The organism is Methylophaga sp. OBS4 (assembly GCF_026319305.1).
In the GTDB taxonomy this organism is placed as follows: domain Bacteria; phylum Pseudomonadota; class Gammaproteobacteria; order Nitrosococcales; family Methylophagaceae; genus Methylophaga.
Genome location: NZ_JAPDMV010000009.1, coordinates 1 through 15939, shown reverse-complemented (window position 1 = coordinate 15939; position 15939 = coordinate 1). Strand labels below are relative to the sequence as shown.

Annotated in this window: 13 protein-coding genes; 11 read left to right on the top strand and 2 right to left on the bottom strand. The window is 52.6% G+C overall.

The features are described 5' to 3' along the window. Positions 1 to 56 precede the first annotated feature (56 nt). From OMP95_RS03940 to OMP95_RS03915, 6 genes are all read left to right on the top strand, one after another. Positions 57 to 1880, top strand: coding sequence for a nitric oxide reductase activation protein NorD (locus tag OMP95_RS03940; protein ID WP_266326169.1), 1824 nt, complete (start codon positions 57 to 59; stop codon positions 1878 to 1880). Between the two features lie 18 nt (positions 1881 to 1898). Further along, positions 1899 to 2672, top strand: coding sequence for a CbbQ/NirQ/NorQ/GpvN family protein (locus tag OMP95_RS03935; RefSeq protein WP_266326167.1), 774 nt, complete (start codon positions 1899 to 1901; stop codon positions 2670 to 2672). Between the two features lie 240 nt (positions 2673 to 2912). Further along, on the top strand, positions 2913 to 3530 hold the full coding sequence (locus OMP95_RS03930; protein ID WP_266326165.1) for a TetR/AcrR family transcriptional regulator: 618 nt from the start codon (positions 2913 to 2915) through the stop codon (positions 3528 to 3530). Beyond that, on the top strand, positions 3527 to 4894 hold the full coding sequence (locus OMP95_RS03925) for an efflux RND transporter periplasmic adaptor subunit (RefSeq protein WP_266326163.1): 1368 nt from the start codon (positions 3527 to 3529) through the stop codon (positions 4892 to 4894). The genes OMP95_RS03930 and OMP95_RS03925 overlap by 4 nt, the downstream gene beginning before the upstream one ends. Continuing rightward, on the top strand, positions 4891 to 8046 hold the full coding sequence (locus tag OMP95_RS03920) for an efflux RND transporter permease subunit (RefSeq protein ID WP_266326161.1): 3156 nt from the start codon (positions 4891 to 4893) through the stop codon (positions 8044 to 8046). Before OMP95_RS03925 ends, OMP95_RS03920 begins: the two co-directional genes overlap by 4 nt. Continuing rightward, positions 8043 to 8522: a cytochrome c gene (locus tag OMP95_RS03915; protein WP_266326159.1), complete on the top strand. Its 480-nt coding sequence runs from the start codon at positions 8043 to 8045 to the stop codon at positions 8520 to 8522. The genes OMP95_RS03920 and OMP95_RS03915 overlap by 4 nt, the downstream gene beginning before the upstream one ends. A 192-nt stretch (positions 8523 to 8714) precedes the next feature. Here OMP95_RS03915 and OMP95_RS03910 read toward each other — a convergent pair whose 3' ends face one another. Next, positions 8715 to 9095, bottom strand: coding sequence for a hypothetical protein (locus OMP95_RS03910; protein ID WP_266326157.1), 381 nt, complete (start codon positions 9093 to 9095; stop codon positions 8715 to 8717). Positions 9096 to 9367: 272 nt separating this feature from the next. On the opposite strand from OMP95_RS03910, the gene OMP95_RS03905 reads away from it, so the two are divergent. The 4 genes from OMP95_RS03905 to ybaL all read left to right on the top strand — a co-directional run bounded on the left by OMP95_RS03905 (position 9368) and on the right by ybaL (position 13365). Next, positions 9368 to 9991, top strand: coding sequence for a uracil-DNA glycosylase family protein (locus OMP95_RS03905; protein ID WP_266326155.1), 624 nt, complete (start codon positions 9368 to 9370; stop codon positions 9989 to 9991). A 283-nt stretch (positions 9992 to 10274) separates the two neighbouring features. Further along, positions 10275 to 10613: a P-II family nitrogen regulator gene (locus OMP95_RS03900; RefSeq protein WP_266326153.1), complete on the top strand. Its 339-nt coding sequence runs from the start codon at positions 10275 to 10277 to the stop codon at positions 10611 to 10613. Positions 10614 to 10934: 321 nt separating this feature from the next. Then, on the top strand, positions 10935 to 11441 hold the full coding sequence (locus tag OMP95_RS03895) for a GNAT family N-acetyltransferase (RefSeq protein WP_266326151.1): 507 nt from the start codon (positions 10935 to 10937) through the stop codon (positions 11439 to 11441). 229 nt (positions 11442 to 11670) lie between these two features. Continuing rightward, positions 11671 to 13365, top strand: a complete 1695-nt coding sequence (ybaL, locus tag OMP95_RS03890) for a YbaL family putative K(+) efflux transporter (protein ID WP_266326149.1) — start codon at positions 11671 to 11673, stop codon at positions 13363 to 13365. A gap of 6 nt (positions 13366 to 13371) precedes the next feature. On the opposite strand, the gene OMP95_RS03885 is transcribed toward ybaL, so the two are convergent. Next, complete coding sequence (locus OMP95_RS03885) at positions 13372 to 14295, bottom strand: LysR family transcriptional regulator (protein WP_266326147.1); 924 nt, start codon at positions 14293 to 14295, stop codon at positions 13372 to 13374. Between the two features lie 185 nt (positions 14296 to 14480). On the opposite strand from OMP95_RS03885, the gene OMP95_RS03880 reads away from it, so the two are divergent. Continuing rightward, positions 14481 to 15899, top strand: coding sequence for a form I ribulose bisphosphate carboxylase large subunit (locus tag OMP95_RS03880; protein WP_266326145.1), 1419 nt, complete (start codon positions 14481 to 14483; stop codon positions 15897 to 15899). The last annotated feature ends 40 nt before the right edge of the window (positions 15900 to 15939 follow it).

Below are 15939 nucleotides of genomic sequence, written 5' to 3'. Positions count from 1 at the left end.
CGGGGTTTTGGAATACTCCAAGGCCCCGGTTACTATCAGTCTGGGTATAGTCAAATATGGAAGAATACGTTGGAACAGTCTGGCATAAGCTCATCAGCCAGAAAGCTAATACCAACCATCAAGAATCATTGGTATCGCTATCGGATCTGCAGAGTGAACTGTCCACTTATTACCGAGCAATGGGGGGCGACCCGGGCAAATCTATAGAGGCTGCCAATACCCATAAGCTCAAAATCCATCGCCGTTTTATTGATAAGGTAGCGGGTAGTCAGCAACGTTTCTACCTGGCCTGGCAAGATGAACGCTGCTTGCGACTTCCGCCAACGTTATCAATTTGTACTGATACAAGCCTTAACGAAGATATTTATTTTTGGCTTACGGCCATGGCTGCACAAATGCCAAAGGTGAACTCGTGGTTTACTGATAACCAACTTGCCACGGTACAACTGCTCGAGAAAAGACCGGGTCTGAAGCGCCGCTATCACGAGTTAGTAGAAGCTATTTCTGATGAACGCATGCGTTATTGGAAAAAACTATCAGCAATTAATGAACAGGAAATACAAATCCAGCAGGCACTGAGTCAGCCTGGCTCTATTACACGGTTGATAGAAACTAAACTCAACCCTTTACCGGTTCCCTTGTGGCTCTATCCTTCACCCTGGATGCCGTTAGATAGCATAGCTGCAGAAGAAACTGAGGAAGAAAACGCATCTGAACCAGACGCTATTGAAGAAGCTAATGCCGGACGTAAACAAGCCACTCGTGAGGATGACAGTAAAGAAACGGATGGTTTGTTGATTTTTAGACTTGAAAGCTTATTCAGCTGGACAGAACATATTCCCGTTGATCGGCCTCAAGAAGAAGATATGGATGAGGATGCCAAAAGCGCCGCTGAAGATATGGATGTCATTACCTTGTCGAAAAAGCGCAGGGCCGGTGCAGCCAAAATACGCTTTGATATGGATTTGCCCTCTCCGGTAAATGATGAATTGCCGCTGGGAGAAGGCCTTTTGCTGCCAGAGTGGGATTATAAAAAGCAACAAATGCGAGACAACTTTTGTCTGTTACAGCCATTTTTAGCGGATGAAGCTACACCCATGCCAATGCCCGTTCATCTGCGAGCATTAGCGTTTAAAATTCGCAGGCAGTTTGAATTGTTAATACCGGAAAGGCGTTGGCTAAGCCGACAGTCTCAAGGGGAAGAACTGGATTTAAATGCCTGGATAGACCATCTGTCCAATCCGACACAATCAGTCGATATGCCAGATTGTTACCGACGGCTCACCAAAGATCACCGTGACTTATCCTGTCTCTTGCTGGCAGACATTTCCATGTCGACGGATGCCGGTATTAACGATGAACAAAAAGTTATTGATGTCATCAAAGACAGCTTAGCCGTTTTCTCCTCAGCATTGGCGTCAAGTCGTGACAATTTTGCTCTTTACGGTTTCTCTTCAGTTAAAAACAAGCAAATCCGTTATCACCTGCTGAAAAACTTTAATGAACCTATATCAGATGGCGTTTATGGCCGCATCCATGCGTTAAAGCCCGGTTTTTATACCCGTATGGGAACAGCCATCCGTCAATCTACAGAAATACTGAAAGAGCAAAAAACCAAGCAGAAGTTAATGCTGATTTTGTCAGATGGCAAACCAAACGATATAGACCACTATGAAGGACGTTACGGTATCGAAGATACGCGCCATGCAATTCTTGAAGCTAAAAGACAGGGGATCAAACCCTTCTGTATCACTATCGACCGCGAAGCAAATAACTATCTGCCCTACCTGTTTGGCGAACAGGGCTTTTGTCTGATCAGCGATCCGGCACGTTTACCCGTGCTACTGCCTCGTTTATATCTGAATCTGACCAAACACTAAAATGGATGAATCATTCCTATGGCTAATTTAAATTATATTTCACAAAACAATGAAGTCGATATTTTCCATGCGGCGGCCTATAACCGCTTACCGGTTTTGTTGAAAGGGCCTACTGGCTGTGGCAAAACCCGCTTTGTTCAATATATGGCGGAACAATTAGATCGACCTTTATATACCATCGCCTGTCATGATGACTTATCAGCGACAGATCTGGTTGGGCGTCACTTGATCGATGGCAGTGGCACATACTGGCAAGATGGCCCGCTTACCAGAGCTGTCCGTGAAGGCGCTATTTGTTATCTTGATGAGGTGGTGGAAGCACGTAAGGATACTACGGTTGTACTGCATCCACTCTCTGATCACCGTCGTGAATTACCATTGGAACGGACCGGAGAATTAATCCAGGCGCATCCCAACTTTATGTTAGTCATGTCATATAACCCGGGTTACCAGAATGCAATGAAAGGCCTGAAACCGAGTACCCGGCAACGTTTTGTTTCTCTGAGTTTTGATTATCCCCAAGCAGAGCATGAAACCGTTATCCTGTGCCAGGAAACGGGTATAGAAAAGCAAACAGCCTCGCTGCTGATTAGTCTTGCACAAGATTTGCGGCGTTTACAGGAACATGATCTGGAAGAGGCGCCCTCAACCCGATTGTTGGTTTATTGTGCGATTATGATTAAATCAGGAGTGAATCCGAAACAAGCCTGTTATGCCTGCCTGGCAGAATCACTGACCGATGACTCTGAAACACTGAAGAGTATTTCAAGAATAATCGATAACTACTTCTGAATAGAAAACATTGTCATTGTGATCTGATGTAGCCCAGCCTTTATCTATTATCTCAAGTTATTTTGAGCACTTAACCACACATAAAAGCGGGGTACCTGGAAGGTTTGGTTGATCACGTGTGACGCAGACAACCAGTCAAAAAATCTTAACTTCGGATTTTGTGGTTGCTGCTCATCTTGACACGCTTGATAGGAATATATAAAGATAGTAATCAATTACTATCTTTTGTCCGGGGCAAGTATGTCAGTAAAGCACTATCTCTCCTCCGAGAAGCGCCGTGAGCGCACCGTTGAAACCGTAATAGATATCTGTGCCAAAGAGGATCCGGCCACTATCACTACTGGAGAAATCGCCAAACGCATGCAGGTCACTCAAGGCGCTCTGTTTCGGCATTTCCCAAGCAAGGAGGCAATCTGGGAGTCTGTCGCCAACTGGGTGGCCGGACGCGTGATTAGCAGGCTTGATGAGGCTGCCAATAGTGCTGCAGGCCCACTGGATGCGCTTGAGGCGATGTTTAACGCCCACATTGCCTTCATCATTCAATATCCTGGTGTACCACGATTGATGCTTGGACAGTTGCAGCATGATCGCCAGACTCCGGCCCGTCGGGTAATCCGCTCCCTGCTGTTTGCCTACCGTGAACGCGTCGAGACTAGGCTTGTTGAAGCGAGCCAAGCTGGTGAGTTGAGGCCGGGACTGGATATAGACGTCGCTGCCATCCAATTCGTCGGTACTGTGCAGGGACTGGTCATGCAATCGCTAATGGTTGGTGATATGTCTCAGATAGCGCAGAAGGCACCGGCAGTTTTTGAAATTTACCTGAATGGCATCTGTGCAGACGCTGGAGTATCCAGATGAATCTCTCTTTCCGACACATAGGCAGAGTGCTCATGGTGGTGGCTGGCTTCATCATTGGCGTAGTCCTGCTGGTGTTCTTCGTGACCAACCGCCAGCCCCCCGAGCGGCAAGATGCGACAGCTACACTCACCAGCGTCACCGTAATTGAAGCCCGCCCTCTGGCATTCCGATTGGAGGCACGCGGCCACGGTATAGCGCGACCCGCCGAGACTTGGCAAGCAGTGGCCAATGTGTCGGGGCGGGTAATAGCGCGGCACCAGGACTTGGCCAGTGGCGCTCTTCTGCCCGAGGGAACCTTGCTTCTTGTGCTGGACCCGAGCCGTTACGAGCTGGTTATCGCCGAGACCCAAGCCAGGCTGGCCAGCCTGGCTGCCGAACTGTCCCAGTTGGAGGCCGAAGAAACCAATACCCGCGGTCTACTAGTGCTGGAACGCGAGCGCCTGGCGCTGGCCGAGCAGGAACTTGCACGCATTGAGCGCTTGGCCAGCGGCGGAGCGGTGACTCGCGCCCAGCTCGATGAGCAGCGTCGTACCACCCTGGCCCAGCGGCAGGCAGTAGCCTCCCTGGAGAACACCCTGGCGCTGCTACCCTCTCGGCGGGCGGTGTTGACGGCCCAGCGCGAGCGTACTAACACCGACCTTGCTCAAGCGCGGCGTGATCTTGAGGATACACGTTTCGTGGCGCCATATGATCTGCGCTTGGGTGAGGTGGGGGTGGAACTCTACCAGTTCGTGGGATCGGGACAGCACCTGTTTCAGGCCGATAGCCTAGCAGCTGCTGAGGTAGAGGGACGTATTCCCTTTTCGATGTTACGGCGCCTGCTGGGCAGCGTTGTGGTGGATGGGCTATCCGAGGGCGCCATGGATCTGAGCGATCGGATCGACTTCTCCGCCATTACTGCTGAGCTGGAGCTGGTGGGTGCCCCGGGGGTGGGGTGGACGGGTCGTATGGTGCGGGTGGCCAGCGGCCTGGATCCCGCCACCCGTACGGTGCGAGTGGTTGTGCGGGTCGATGATCCCTATCGCAATGCCCTGCCGCCCAATAGACCTCCGTTGCAGCGCGATATGTACATCCAAGTGCGCCTGTCAACGGAGAGTCCTGAGCCGCTGCTGGCAGTGCCGGCATCCGCCGTTCACCAGGGTAAACTTTTCCTGGTCGATGACGAGGACCGCTTGGTTCACCGCGAAGTGGAGGTGGCCTTTGAGCAAGGGGACTTGGCGGTGATTGCGGTTGGCCTTGCCCCAGGCGAACGGGTGGTGGTCAACGACCTTCCGTCGGCGATTCAGGGTATGACGCTCGCTGTCCACCATGATGAGGTACTGGAGCGACGGATTGCTGCGGCGGCGTCAGGAGAGCGGCCATGATCCGCTGGTTTGCCTGCCACCCTACAGCAGCCAACCTGCTACTGGTGCTGCTGATTGCTGCCGGCCTGTTCGCCGCACCCCAACTTAAGCGCGAGACTTTCCCCGACTATCGTCCGCTGGAGGTCTCCGTGGAAGTGGTTTATCGCGGTGCCAGTGCCTCCGATGTGGAGGATGCTGTCTGTCGGCGCCTCCATGATGCGGTCAAGGGTGTCGAGTACCTCGACGAGTTCACCTGCGTCGCCCAAGACAACCTGGCTAGCGCCACGGCCACCATGATCCCCGGCGGCGACGGCATCCGTTTCCTAAACGCGCTGCAGACCGAGGTGCGCGCCATCACCGACTTGCCGGTCCGCGCCGAGGCGCCGGTGGTGCGCGAACTGCACCGTAGCGACCTGGTAGCCGCGGTGGCGGTGACCGGGGACATGCCCCGGAGGCAGTTGGAAGACTACGCCCTGCGGCTGGAGGAGCGCATGATGGCACTGCCGGGGGTGGCCAAGGTGGACATCCACGGCATGTCCCAGCGGCAGTGGCAGGTGGCGGTCCCTCGTGAAGTGCTGGGACAGTATGGGCTTTCGGCTCGGGACTTGGCCGGCAGGGTGACACACCAAAGCCTCGACCTGCCATTGGGCACTTTGGAGACTCCTGACCGGGACATCCTGCTGCGATTCACCGACCAGCGCCGCTCGCTACGCGAGCTGGCCTCGCTGGTGGTGGTTTCTGATGCTGAGGGGGGCGAGTTGACCTTAGGCAAAATCGCCACCCTGAGCGAGGTGGGGGAGCGGCCAGAGGAGGCGATCCGCTTCAACGGCAAGCCCGCTCTGGTGCTGGAGCTAAGCAAGTCGCTACGTGATGACGCCCTGTCGGTAAAGACCTCCTTGGAAGGTCTGCTGGAGGCGGAGCGCCTGCGCTTCGACAGTGGGGTCGACCTTACCCTGACCCAGGACATGACCGGTATCGTGCGTGACCGACTGCAGATGCTGGTTGGCAACGGGATCATGGGCCTGGCGCTGGTGGTGTTGGTAATGAGCCTGTTCTTCCGTCCACGGCTGGCAATTTGGGCAGTGCTAGGGTTGCCTGCTGCCTTCATGGGCGCCTTCCTCATAATGGGCCTTACTGGCTTGTCGCTCAACATGATCACACTGGTAGCGTTGTTGATGGCCATCGGCATTGTCATGGACGACGCCATCGTCATCACCGACAATATCGTTGCCCATGCCCGGCAGATCTCCTCGCCGTTAGAGGCGGTGGTGGCCGGCACCCGCCAAGTGCTACCTGGTGTGCTTTCTTCTTTTCTGACCACGGTGGTTGTATTCGTGCCGCTCTCCTTCCTGGCCGGCGAACTGGGCGCGGTGCTGGAGGTGCTGCCGGTGGTGCTGATTGCCGCCTTGGCGGCCAGCCTGCTTGAGGCCTTTTGGATCCTGCCGCACCACCTAAAAAGCAGTGTGGCGCGGCTGCGCGAGAGCCACGATTCCCGCCTGCGGGCCGCCTTCGAGCGCGGCTTTGAGGGGTTCCGCGAGCGGGTGGGGCGCCTGGCCGACCTGGCCATTCACTTCCGTCACGCGGTACTGGGAGGGCTGCTGATAATCCTGCTGGGCTCCGCCGGCTTCATGACCGGTGGCCATATTGGCAGTGAGGCGATGCCCGATATTGATGGTGATGTGTTGGAGGCGCGCATCCTGATGCCCCAGGGCACGCCGCTCCAGCGTACCGAAGCAGCGGCCGCGCAGGTGGAGGAGGCCATGGCACGCCTCGACGCGCGCTACGCTCCCGAGCAGCCTGACGGCGCAGTGCTGGTGGAGGCCGTACAGGTGCGCTTCAACCACAATCCCAGTGCCCGGGAGGCGGGACCTCATGTAGCCACGGTGATAGTCGATCTGCTTACCGCCGAGCGGCGCAGCGTCACCGTAGATGAGCTGATCGCCGCCTGGCGTGAGGAGATCGGCGAAATCATTGGCCTTGAGCGGCTGATTATCCAGGAGCCGGGCTTCGGGCCGGCCGGTGTCCCCGTAGAGATACGCTTGCAGGGTGAGGACCTCGACACCCTCAAGGCCGCGGCACAGGAGCTTGTTGCCCACTTGGGGGGGTATATGGCCGTCTACAACGTGATAGATGACCTGCGCCTTGGCAAGCCCCAGCGGGCCTTCTCTCTCGCCGAAGGTGCGCATGGCCTGGGCTTGACCGCCGAAGAGGTGGCTTCTCAGTTACGGTCGGCTTTGCTCGGTGAGATCGCCGACACTCAGCGCATCGGCAACCAGGATATTGAGATCCTGGTGCGTCAGGCTAAAGCCGATCGCAGTAGCCTTGACGATCTTGCCGATCAAACTATCACTCTACCCGACGGCAGCCGAGTACCGTTGGAAGTAGTGGCCAACATGACCGAACGGCGCGATTGGGCGCGTATCACCCGTATCGACGGGCAACGTACGGTGACCGTGGAGGCAAATGTGGATGCGCGCCGTTCCTCCGGGCAGGCCATCGTTGACAACTTACAGGACGAATGGCTCGATGGCTTTCGGGACCGTCACCCCGCCGTCGAGACGAATTTCGAAGGCCAGGTGGCCCGCTCCGCCGAGACAGGGGCTTCCATCGGCCGCGGATTGCTGATCGGTTTGGTGGGGGTTTTCGTTATTCTGTCATTTCAGTTCCGCAGCTATATTGAGCCACTGATTGTGATGCTGTCGATCCCGCTGGCCTTCATCGGTGCCATCTGGGGCCATGTGATCATGGGCTACTATCTCTCAATGCCTTCATTGATCGGGGCGGCCTCACTGTCGGGCATCGTAGTCAACAATGCAATCCTGTTGATCCAGTTTATTAAGAACTACCGCGCTAAGGGGCATGATGCAGCGTCCGCTGCCGGTCAGGCTAGCCGTGATCGCTTGCGGGCGATCTTGATCTCATCCACTACCACTATTGCTGGCTTGCTGCCCCTGCTGGCTGAGTCCAGCACCCAGGCGGCAGCCATCCAACCTCTTGTGATAGCCGTAGTGTTCGGGCTGTTCATTGCAACCGCCTTGGTGTTGCTGGTGATTCCAGCACTCTACGTGCTATTTGACGACTTGGGGTGGACATGTGTGCCAGAGGCCCTAGAACCCTCCAAGGAGTTAACAGCGCAAACCTTTAACGATATCCAAAGAAGGAATAACCAATGAGTTTTTGCAAAAATACATTTTTGATCGGGTTGCTAACTATTGTGTCAGTTTCTCCTTCCTTATTGGCTGCTCAGGGAAGCTTAGCTGAGCAAGAGCCGTATGAAGATAAGCCTGGCACCGAGGGCTTGATGCTACAGGGCATTATGCAACAGATGGGTAAGGACATGCAGGAGATCGCCGGCGCTATTTCTCATGAGGATTGGGCACGGATTGCGGAAATTGCGACTCAGATCGCCGATCATCCTCAGCCGCCTTTTGTTGAGAAGATGCGTATTCTAAAATTCATCGGGAGAGACGCTGCTAAGTTCAAGGGATATGATGAACAGGTCCATAAAGCGGCGCTAGACTTGACTGAGGCAGCACGACGTAGAGAAGGTTTAGAGGTCATTGATGCCTTTGCCAAGGTGCAGGGAAATTGTCTCGCTTGCCATCAGAACTTCAGAGATAGGTTCAAAGTACATTTTTATGGCGAATAATTAAAAGAAAAGAAGAATCGAGCTGAGTGAAGGGAAACCAAGGTCATAGAGTGGTCTGCAGTGTGACCCAGAGTTTCTCCAATTCATCTATTACTTCGACACCCTATTCAGGTTTTCGATCATGTGTCCAGGTGATATCCTCCCCTGACAAGTTCCCGGAAATAAAAATTAACCGAGACCGCCGAAGTCTGTTCAATCCTGTTGTCGACGATCGGGTTTGTTTTTAGCACGATGCTCATTTTCAGAAGCGGCTCGTTCCATTTCGATGTATTCGTGTCTGCGATCCTTACCGCTGCGCCGGTCGTCGTAATGTTGATACGCGCATCTGCATTGCTTGGCGGTGCAACCGGGAACAGGCAATATGGGGGCTTCGCTGGCCAGAAATTTCTTGCCGCATAATTGTTTGACGTTTTCACAGGCGCCAGGACAGGGGTAAATAGTGATGCAGTGAAAGCTTTGTATTTTTTCTGGGTGCGGTTTATTGTTCCTGGATGCTCGAACCTTGGAATAAGTCCACAAAGCGATGATGGCGAACAACAGCCCAAAAATGGAAAGATACAGCCAGTTATTCATGAACGCCCACTCCCGTTTCGATCAGCCCAGGCTTTTAAAACACAGAGTAGTATGGATTTAAAACCCACGCTACTCTTTCAGTCTCAATCTGAATTCTAGCTTGGCTGGATATATGATAAAAGTCCTGCGCGGGGCTCCTTTGTATTTTTCATGAACGAGACTATTTTATTTTGTTGATATCGCTTGTTTAAGCGTGGCCATGCCGGATTATGAAAAAGGTAGACGCTTTACGAGTTAAGCTGGGGAAATCAGTGTTGTAACCGTATGTTTTTTTGGATGGCGATGTTGCCGGCGACGACTGGCGGGAGCAACTGGCGAAAAGTGCGCAACAATTACATGCAGATATTCTTAATTGCACTATTTGTCGTGAGTTTTTGCCTCTGGGGCCCAAGCCTGTGTTGCAGTTCAGCCCCGAAGCGCGAATTCTGATTGCCGGTCAGGCTCCGGGTTTGAAGGTGCACGAAACCGGCGTGCCATTTAACGATGCCAGTGGTGATCGGCTGCGTGACTGGATGGGCTTGGACCGACAGACTTTTTATGATGCTGACAAGCTCGCTATTTTGCCGATGGGATTTTGTTATCCGGGCAAGGTTAAAAGCGGTGACCTACCGCCACGGCCGGAGTGTGCCGAAGCCTGGCGAGCGCAACTGCTGTCTCATTTAAGTCATCTGCAACTGACCTTGGTGATCGGCAACTATGCCATGGCATATCATTTGCCCGAGGCGAAAGCCTCACTGACAGACACTGTTCGGGCATGGCGTACATACTGGCCTGCCATAATGCCTCTGCCCCACCCCAGCCCAAGAAATAATATCTGGCTGAAACGCAATCCTTGGTTTGAACTCGAGGTATTGCCCGTTTTAAAGCAACGGGTGTCAGAAGTGATAACACGCTGATTCATCACTGTATGCACTCGCTGCCAGGCAGGCCGGAAGTTGCCCATGGTTTTAGAGCTGTTAAACCGGCTTTTACTGTCAGCTGCAACGTTGCTGCATAGTAACCCGCGCCAATCTGGCGCAGGCCGGTCACCCAGTTGCACTGCTTCGGTTCAGTTCTCCTCATTTATCCACGCATAAATTTAATAAAGCCCTGTTTATGTTGAATAAATAATCTTGGCATAGTATTTCCAGTGATTCACTGGGGTAAATTAAGTTTCATGAAATCTAACAGGAGCAAGCAATGAAAATTATTACGGCCATTATTCGCCCTCATGCTCTGGAGGTTGTGAGGTCGGCCATGCACGAGGCTGGCATTAGCGGGCTAACGGTGAGTGAAATCAGGGGGTACGACAGGCAGAAAGGGCATCCGGCCCTGTATCGAGGCGCTGAATATACGGTTTCCTTCCAACCTAAAATAAAACTGGAAGTGGCTGTGGCAGATGAAGATTTGGACAAAGTCACGGAAGTGATTATCCGCCATGCCAAAACAGGCAATGTAGGTGATGGCAAAATTTTTGTGGTGAATCTGGAGTCGATCATTCGGATCAGAACCAGTGAAACCGGCCATGAAGCAATTTAAGGGAGACGATGATGGACAATCTGGTTATTGAGGTCGGTTATGCGCTGGATACATTTTATTTCTTGATGTGTACGGCATTGGTCATGTGGATGGCTGCTGGTGCTGCTGATTATCAATAAAGTGATAAAGCTACGGTGGCCGAAGAAGAGGAACTCGAAGGTATGGACGTCAGCGAGTGCGGAATGACGGCTTATCCGGAATTTACCATCGATAAGTAGCCTAACCGGCTTGGGTTTTAATTAAGACGCCGACAATTGTCGGCGTTTTTCTATTCAGGCCCTAAGCGTATGATAAAACTATCGCGGCAACATGTGAGGTTTTATGCGGGATCTACAGCATGTCAGTTTAAGAGGCTACGCAGAGGGTGATGTCGATGTGATTTCCTCACTGCTCAATAATTACGCGGTCACAAAATATTTGTCATCCAGAATTCCATTTCCTTATAGTCGTGATGATGCTGTTTGGTGGGTCAATACCGGTTCCAAGGCAGAACTCACCCGGGTTATTGATGTGGATGGTCGGCTGACGGGCATAGTCGGTGCAGCCAGGGGGCAGCATGAAAACCGCCGTTCGGCAGAAATAGGCTACTGGCTGGGCCAACCTTTCTGGGGCAGAGGAATTGCGACGCGAGCGGTGGCCCTGATGACGGAGTATGTGTTTAATGAGACCGATATTGTCAGGCTGTTTGCACCAGTTTATGCACCCAACAAAGCGTCTATGCGAGTCGTTGAAAAATGTGGCTATCAGCTGGAAGGGATTGCCCGGAAATCAGCGTTCAAGAATGGCGAGTTTTATGATGAGTTTATCTATGCCAGATTGAAACCCTGATAGCCGGGGACTGTTGAAAATCAGACTTGAGATAAGCCTATTTCGGCAGCGTCTATTTTCATTATCAATCAGCAAGATCGGTAGTGACGAAGTTTCCGGTGGGCAAAAATTTTCTGCGCGATCTGTGTCTGCGTCGGACTAATTTGTTCAGCGGTTTTAAATTGTTGCAAACTGCTATACAGACGCAAGGCCTGCCGCGATTGCCAGATTTTTTTTGTGGATAAAAAATATGCCTCATAGCATTACGTTGATTACGACCATTGCTGCCAGCCTGGGACTTGCTCTGATTCTGGGGATCCTGGCTAATCGATTAAAGTTACCGGCCCTGGTGGGTTATTTGATTGCCGGCGTCATGATCGGACCCGCCACCCCCGGGTTTGTTGCAGATGCCGGGCTGTCAGCCCAGTTGGCCGAGATAGGGGTCATCTTGCTTATGTTCGGTGTCGGGCTTCATTTTTCTTTTAAAGATTTGTTGCTGGTCAGACGAGTCGCTTTACCCGGCGCCCTTGTACAGATTGCGGTAGCTACTGCACTGGGTATGAGTGTCGCCCGTTTTTGGGGCTGGAGTTTGGGATCGAGCTTTATGTTCGGGCTGGCGCTTTCTGTAGCAAGCACGGTCGTGTTGGTCAGAGCACTGGAGCAGCGGGGGTTAATCCAGTCTGTCAATGGTCGTATTGCGGTTGGCTGGTTGGTAGTTGAAGATTTGGCCATGGTGCTGGCTTTGGTATTTTTGCCGCCGCTGTCCGGCTGGCTCGCCGGCAACGCTGCGGGTGATATGGCCGGTTGGGACGTGTTGTGGCCGTTGCTTATTACCATGGTCAAGATTTCAGTGTTTGTTGTGTTGATGCTGGTGATCGGCCGGCGGCTGTTTCCATGGTTGCTGAATTATGCGGCCGGTACCGGCTCCCGTGAGCTGTTTACTTTGAGCGTGATTGCCGCGGCGGTGGGTATTGCCTACGGTTCTTCGGAATTATTTGGCGCCTCGTTTGCGCTGGGCGCTTTTCTTGCCGGCATGATTATCAGTGAGTCTCACCTCAGTCACCGGGCCGCTGAAGAGTCTTTACCTCTCAGGGATGCGTTTTCAGTGCTGTTCTTCGTGTCGGTAGGCATGTTGTTTGATCCGAATATCCTGATTCAAGAGCCGTTGAAGGTGATTGTGGTGGTGACGATTATTGTGGTGGGAAAATCGCTGGCCGCCTTTTTGTTGATTCTTGCTTTCCGTTATCCGCTAAATACCGCGCTGACAGTATCGGCCAGCCTGGCGCAAATCGGTGAGTTCTCTTTTATTCTGGCAGGGCTCGGTTTTTCCCTGGGGTTATTGTCACAACAAGGTGTCAGCCTCATTCTGGCCGGCGCCCTTATTTCAATTGCACTCAATCATCTGGTTTTTTTGTTAATCGAGCCGGCCCAGGCCTGGATTCGGTCCCGTTCAAAACTGGCCCGCCTGCTTGAACGCCCCGATGATCCGCTGGCAGAGCTGCCGATGACCGCAGAAACCCGGGGAATTTCAGGTCATATGGTGGTGGTTGGCTGTGGCAGTGTTGGCCGGCATATTATTGAGACGCTGCAACAACAGCAGTTGCCTTTTGTGGTAGCAGAGCAGAACCGGGAACTGGTTGAGAGTCTGCGTGAAAAAGGCCTGCACGCTGTCGCCGGTGACGCATCGGAACCGGCTGTGCTGATTCAGGCACATATTGCCCGGGCAGGGATTTTATTGATCACCACGCCCGATACGCTTCGTAACCGCCGTATGATCGAGATTGCCCGTCAGCTCAATCCGCAGGTCGATATTCTGCTCCGCAGTCACAATGAAGAAGAAACCGAGCTGCTGGAAAAAGAAGGGGGCGGCACCATCTTGTTTGCTGAACAGGAGCTGGCACAGAGCATGGTGCGTCTTGCACTGGAAAAGGTTATGGTCAGGTAACGATCCTTATGATTCTGAATTGAGCACATGTGCAATTTCCGCTTCACCTTCCTGTTGCAGATAATCGAGAAACGTTTGCGCGGCTTTGGACAGTTTTTTGCCTTTGCGATGCACCGCATACCAACGGCGGTGTAATGGAAATTGCTCCACATCAAGAATCTTGAGTTTATTGGCGGCGAGCTCCAGTTGCAGGCTGTGCATCGACAAAATTGCGATGCCCAAGCCGGCCATCACCGCATGTTTGATTTCGTCGGCACCGCTCATTTCGATATAAGGTGAAACGCTGAGGCCGGCATCGGCGAACAGTTCCTCTATCGCTTTACGGGTGCCCGAGCCCGGTTCTCGACCGACAATATGCTCCCGGGCAATCTCTGCCAGACTGATATTTTTTTTGTTGCACAACGGATGATCAGGGCGCGCTACAATAACCAGCACGTTTTCCAGAAAAGGATATTCTTCTACCGGCAACTCGTCGGGTACTTGGCCCATAATATAAAGATGATCCTCATTGGCAGACAGCCGCGAAAGTAGTTGAGCGCGATTGGTTACCATCAGCCTGGGTTTGACCTTGGGGTAACGCTCGAGAAAGTTGCCGAGCAGATAAGGCAGAAAATATTTGGCTGAGCTGACCACAACCAGGTTGACCGGACCGGCGACCTCGTCTTTCAAATCATCTAGTGACGAGTCCAATTCATGCAGACGTTGCAATACATCGCGGCAGGCATCATAGACTTCCTGCCCGGCGACGGTGAGGTGGAGCTGCTTGCCGACCTGCTCCAGCAAGGGTGTGCCGATATTTTCTTCCAGCCGTTTGATTTGAATCGACACCGCCGGCTGGGTCAGATGCACCTCTTCTGCAGCACGGGTGAAGTTTTTCAACCGGGCGACAGCCTCGAATAAACGGAATTGCTGTAAAGTCGCATGAATCATGATGTATACCCGTGATGCCTGGAATGGTGCATGTATAACTAAAAGTAAATGATAAATATAAAAATTATTATCTTGTACTTATGGCTAATGTCAACTAATTTAGTGGTTACGACACAAGTCGCGTAGCAGGGGTAAACTAGTAGACCCCCACATTAATTAGGTTGCTACCAAGAGGAGTAATAACCATGGCAAAAACCTACCAAGCGGGTGTAAAAGAGTATCGCGAAACATACTGGATGCCCGAGTACACCCCTAAAGACACTGATTTGCTGGCCTGTTTCAAGGTCATTCCACAGGAAGGGGTGCCCCGTGAAGAAGCTGCTGCCGCTGTAGCAGCCGAGTCATCGACCGGTACCTGGACTACTGTCTGGACTGACTTGCTGACAGACCTGGATTATTATAAAGGCCGCGCTTACGCGATAGAAGACGTACCCGGTAATGACGAAGCCTTTTATGCGTTTATCGCTTACCCAATAGACCTGTTCGAAGAAGGTTCGGTTGTTAACGTACTGACCTCAATGGTTGGTAACGTATTCGGCTTTAAAGCTGTACGTGCACTGCGTCTGGAAGACGTTCGCATTCCTATTGCTTACGTGAAAACCTGTGGTGGACCACCACACGGTATTCAGGTTGAGCGCGATATTATGAACAAATATGGTCGTCCATTGCTGGGCTGTACCATCAAGCCAAAACTGGGCTTATCTGCGAAAAACTACGGCCGCGCTGTTTATGAATGTCTGCGTGGCGGTCTCGACTTCACCAAAGACGATGAAAACGTTAACTCACAGCCGTTTATGCGCTGGAGACAGCGTTTTGACTTTGTGATGGAAGCGATTGATAAAGCTGAACAGGAAACCGGCGAACGTAAAGGTCACTATCTGAACGTGACGGCACCGACCCCGGAAGAAATGTACAAACGCGCCGAACATGCCAAAGAACTGGGCGCACCGATCATTATGCATGACTACCTGACCGGCGGTTTCACTGCCAATACCGGCTTGGCCAACTGGTGTCGTGATAACGGCATCTTGCTGCACATTCACCGTGCAATGCATGCGGTATTGGACCGTAACCCGAACCACGGTATTCACTTCCGCGTATTAGCCAAGATGCTGCGTCTGTCAGGTGGTGATCACCTGCACTCCGGTACTGTGGTCGGTAAATTGGAAGGTGACCGCGCCGCGACTTTGGGTTGGATCGATATTATGCGTGATTCATTCATCAAAGAAGATCGGGCACGTGGCATTATGTTCGATCAAGACTGGGGTTCCATGCCCGGCGTATTCCCTGTTGCCTCCGGTGGTATCCATGTATGGCACATGCCTGCACTGGTCAACATCTTCGGCGATGATTCCGTACTGCAATTCGGTGGCGGCACCCTGGGTCACCCTTGGGGTAACGCAGCGGGTGCTGCGGCTAACCGTGTTGCGCTGGAAGCCTGTGTTGAAGCACGTAACCATGGCGCCGAGCTGGAGAAAGAAGGTAAAGAAATCCTGACTGCAGCAGCCCAACACAGCCCAGAGCTGAAAATGGCGATGGAAACCTGGAAAGAAATCAAATTCGAATTTGATACTGTCGACAAACTCGACGTCGCGCACAAGTAAGCGCCGCCTACTGATGGGCAGCTCAGTTGCCCATCAGTCT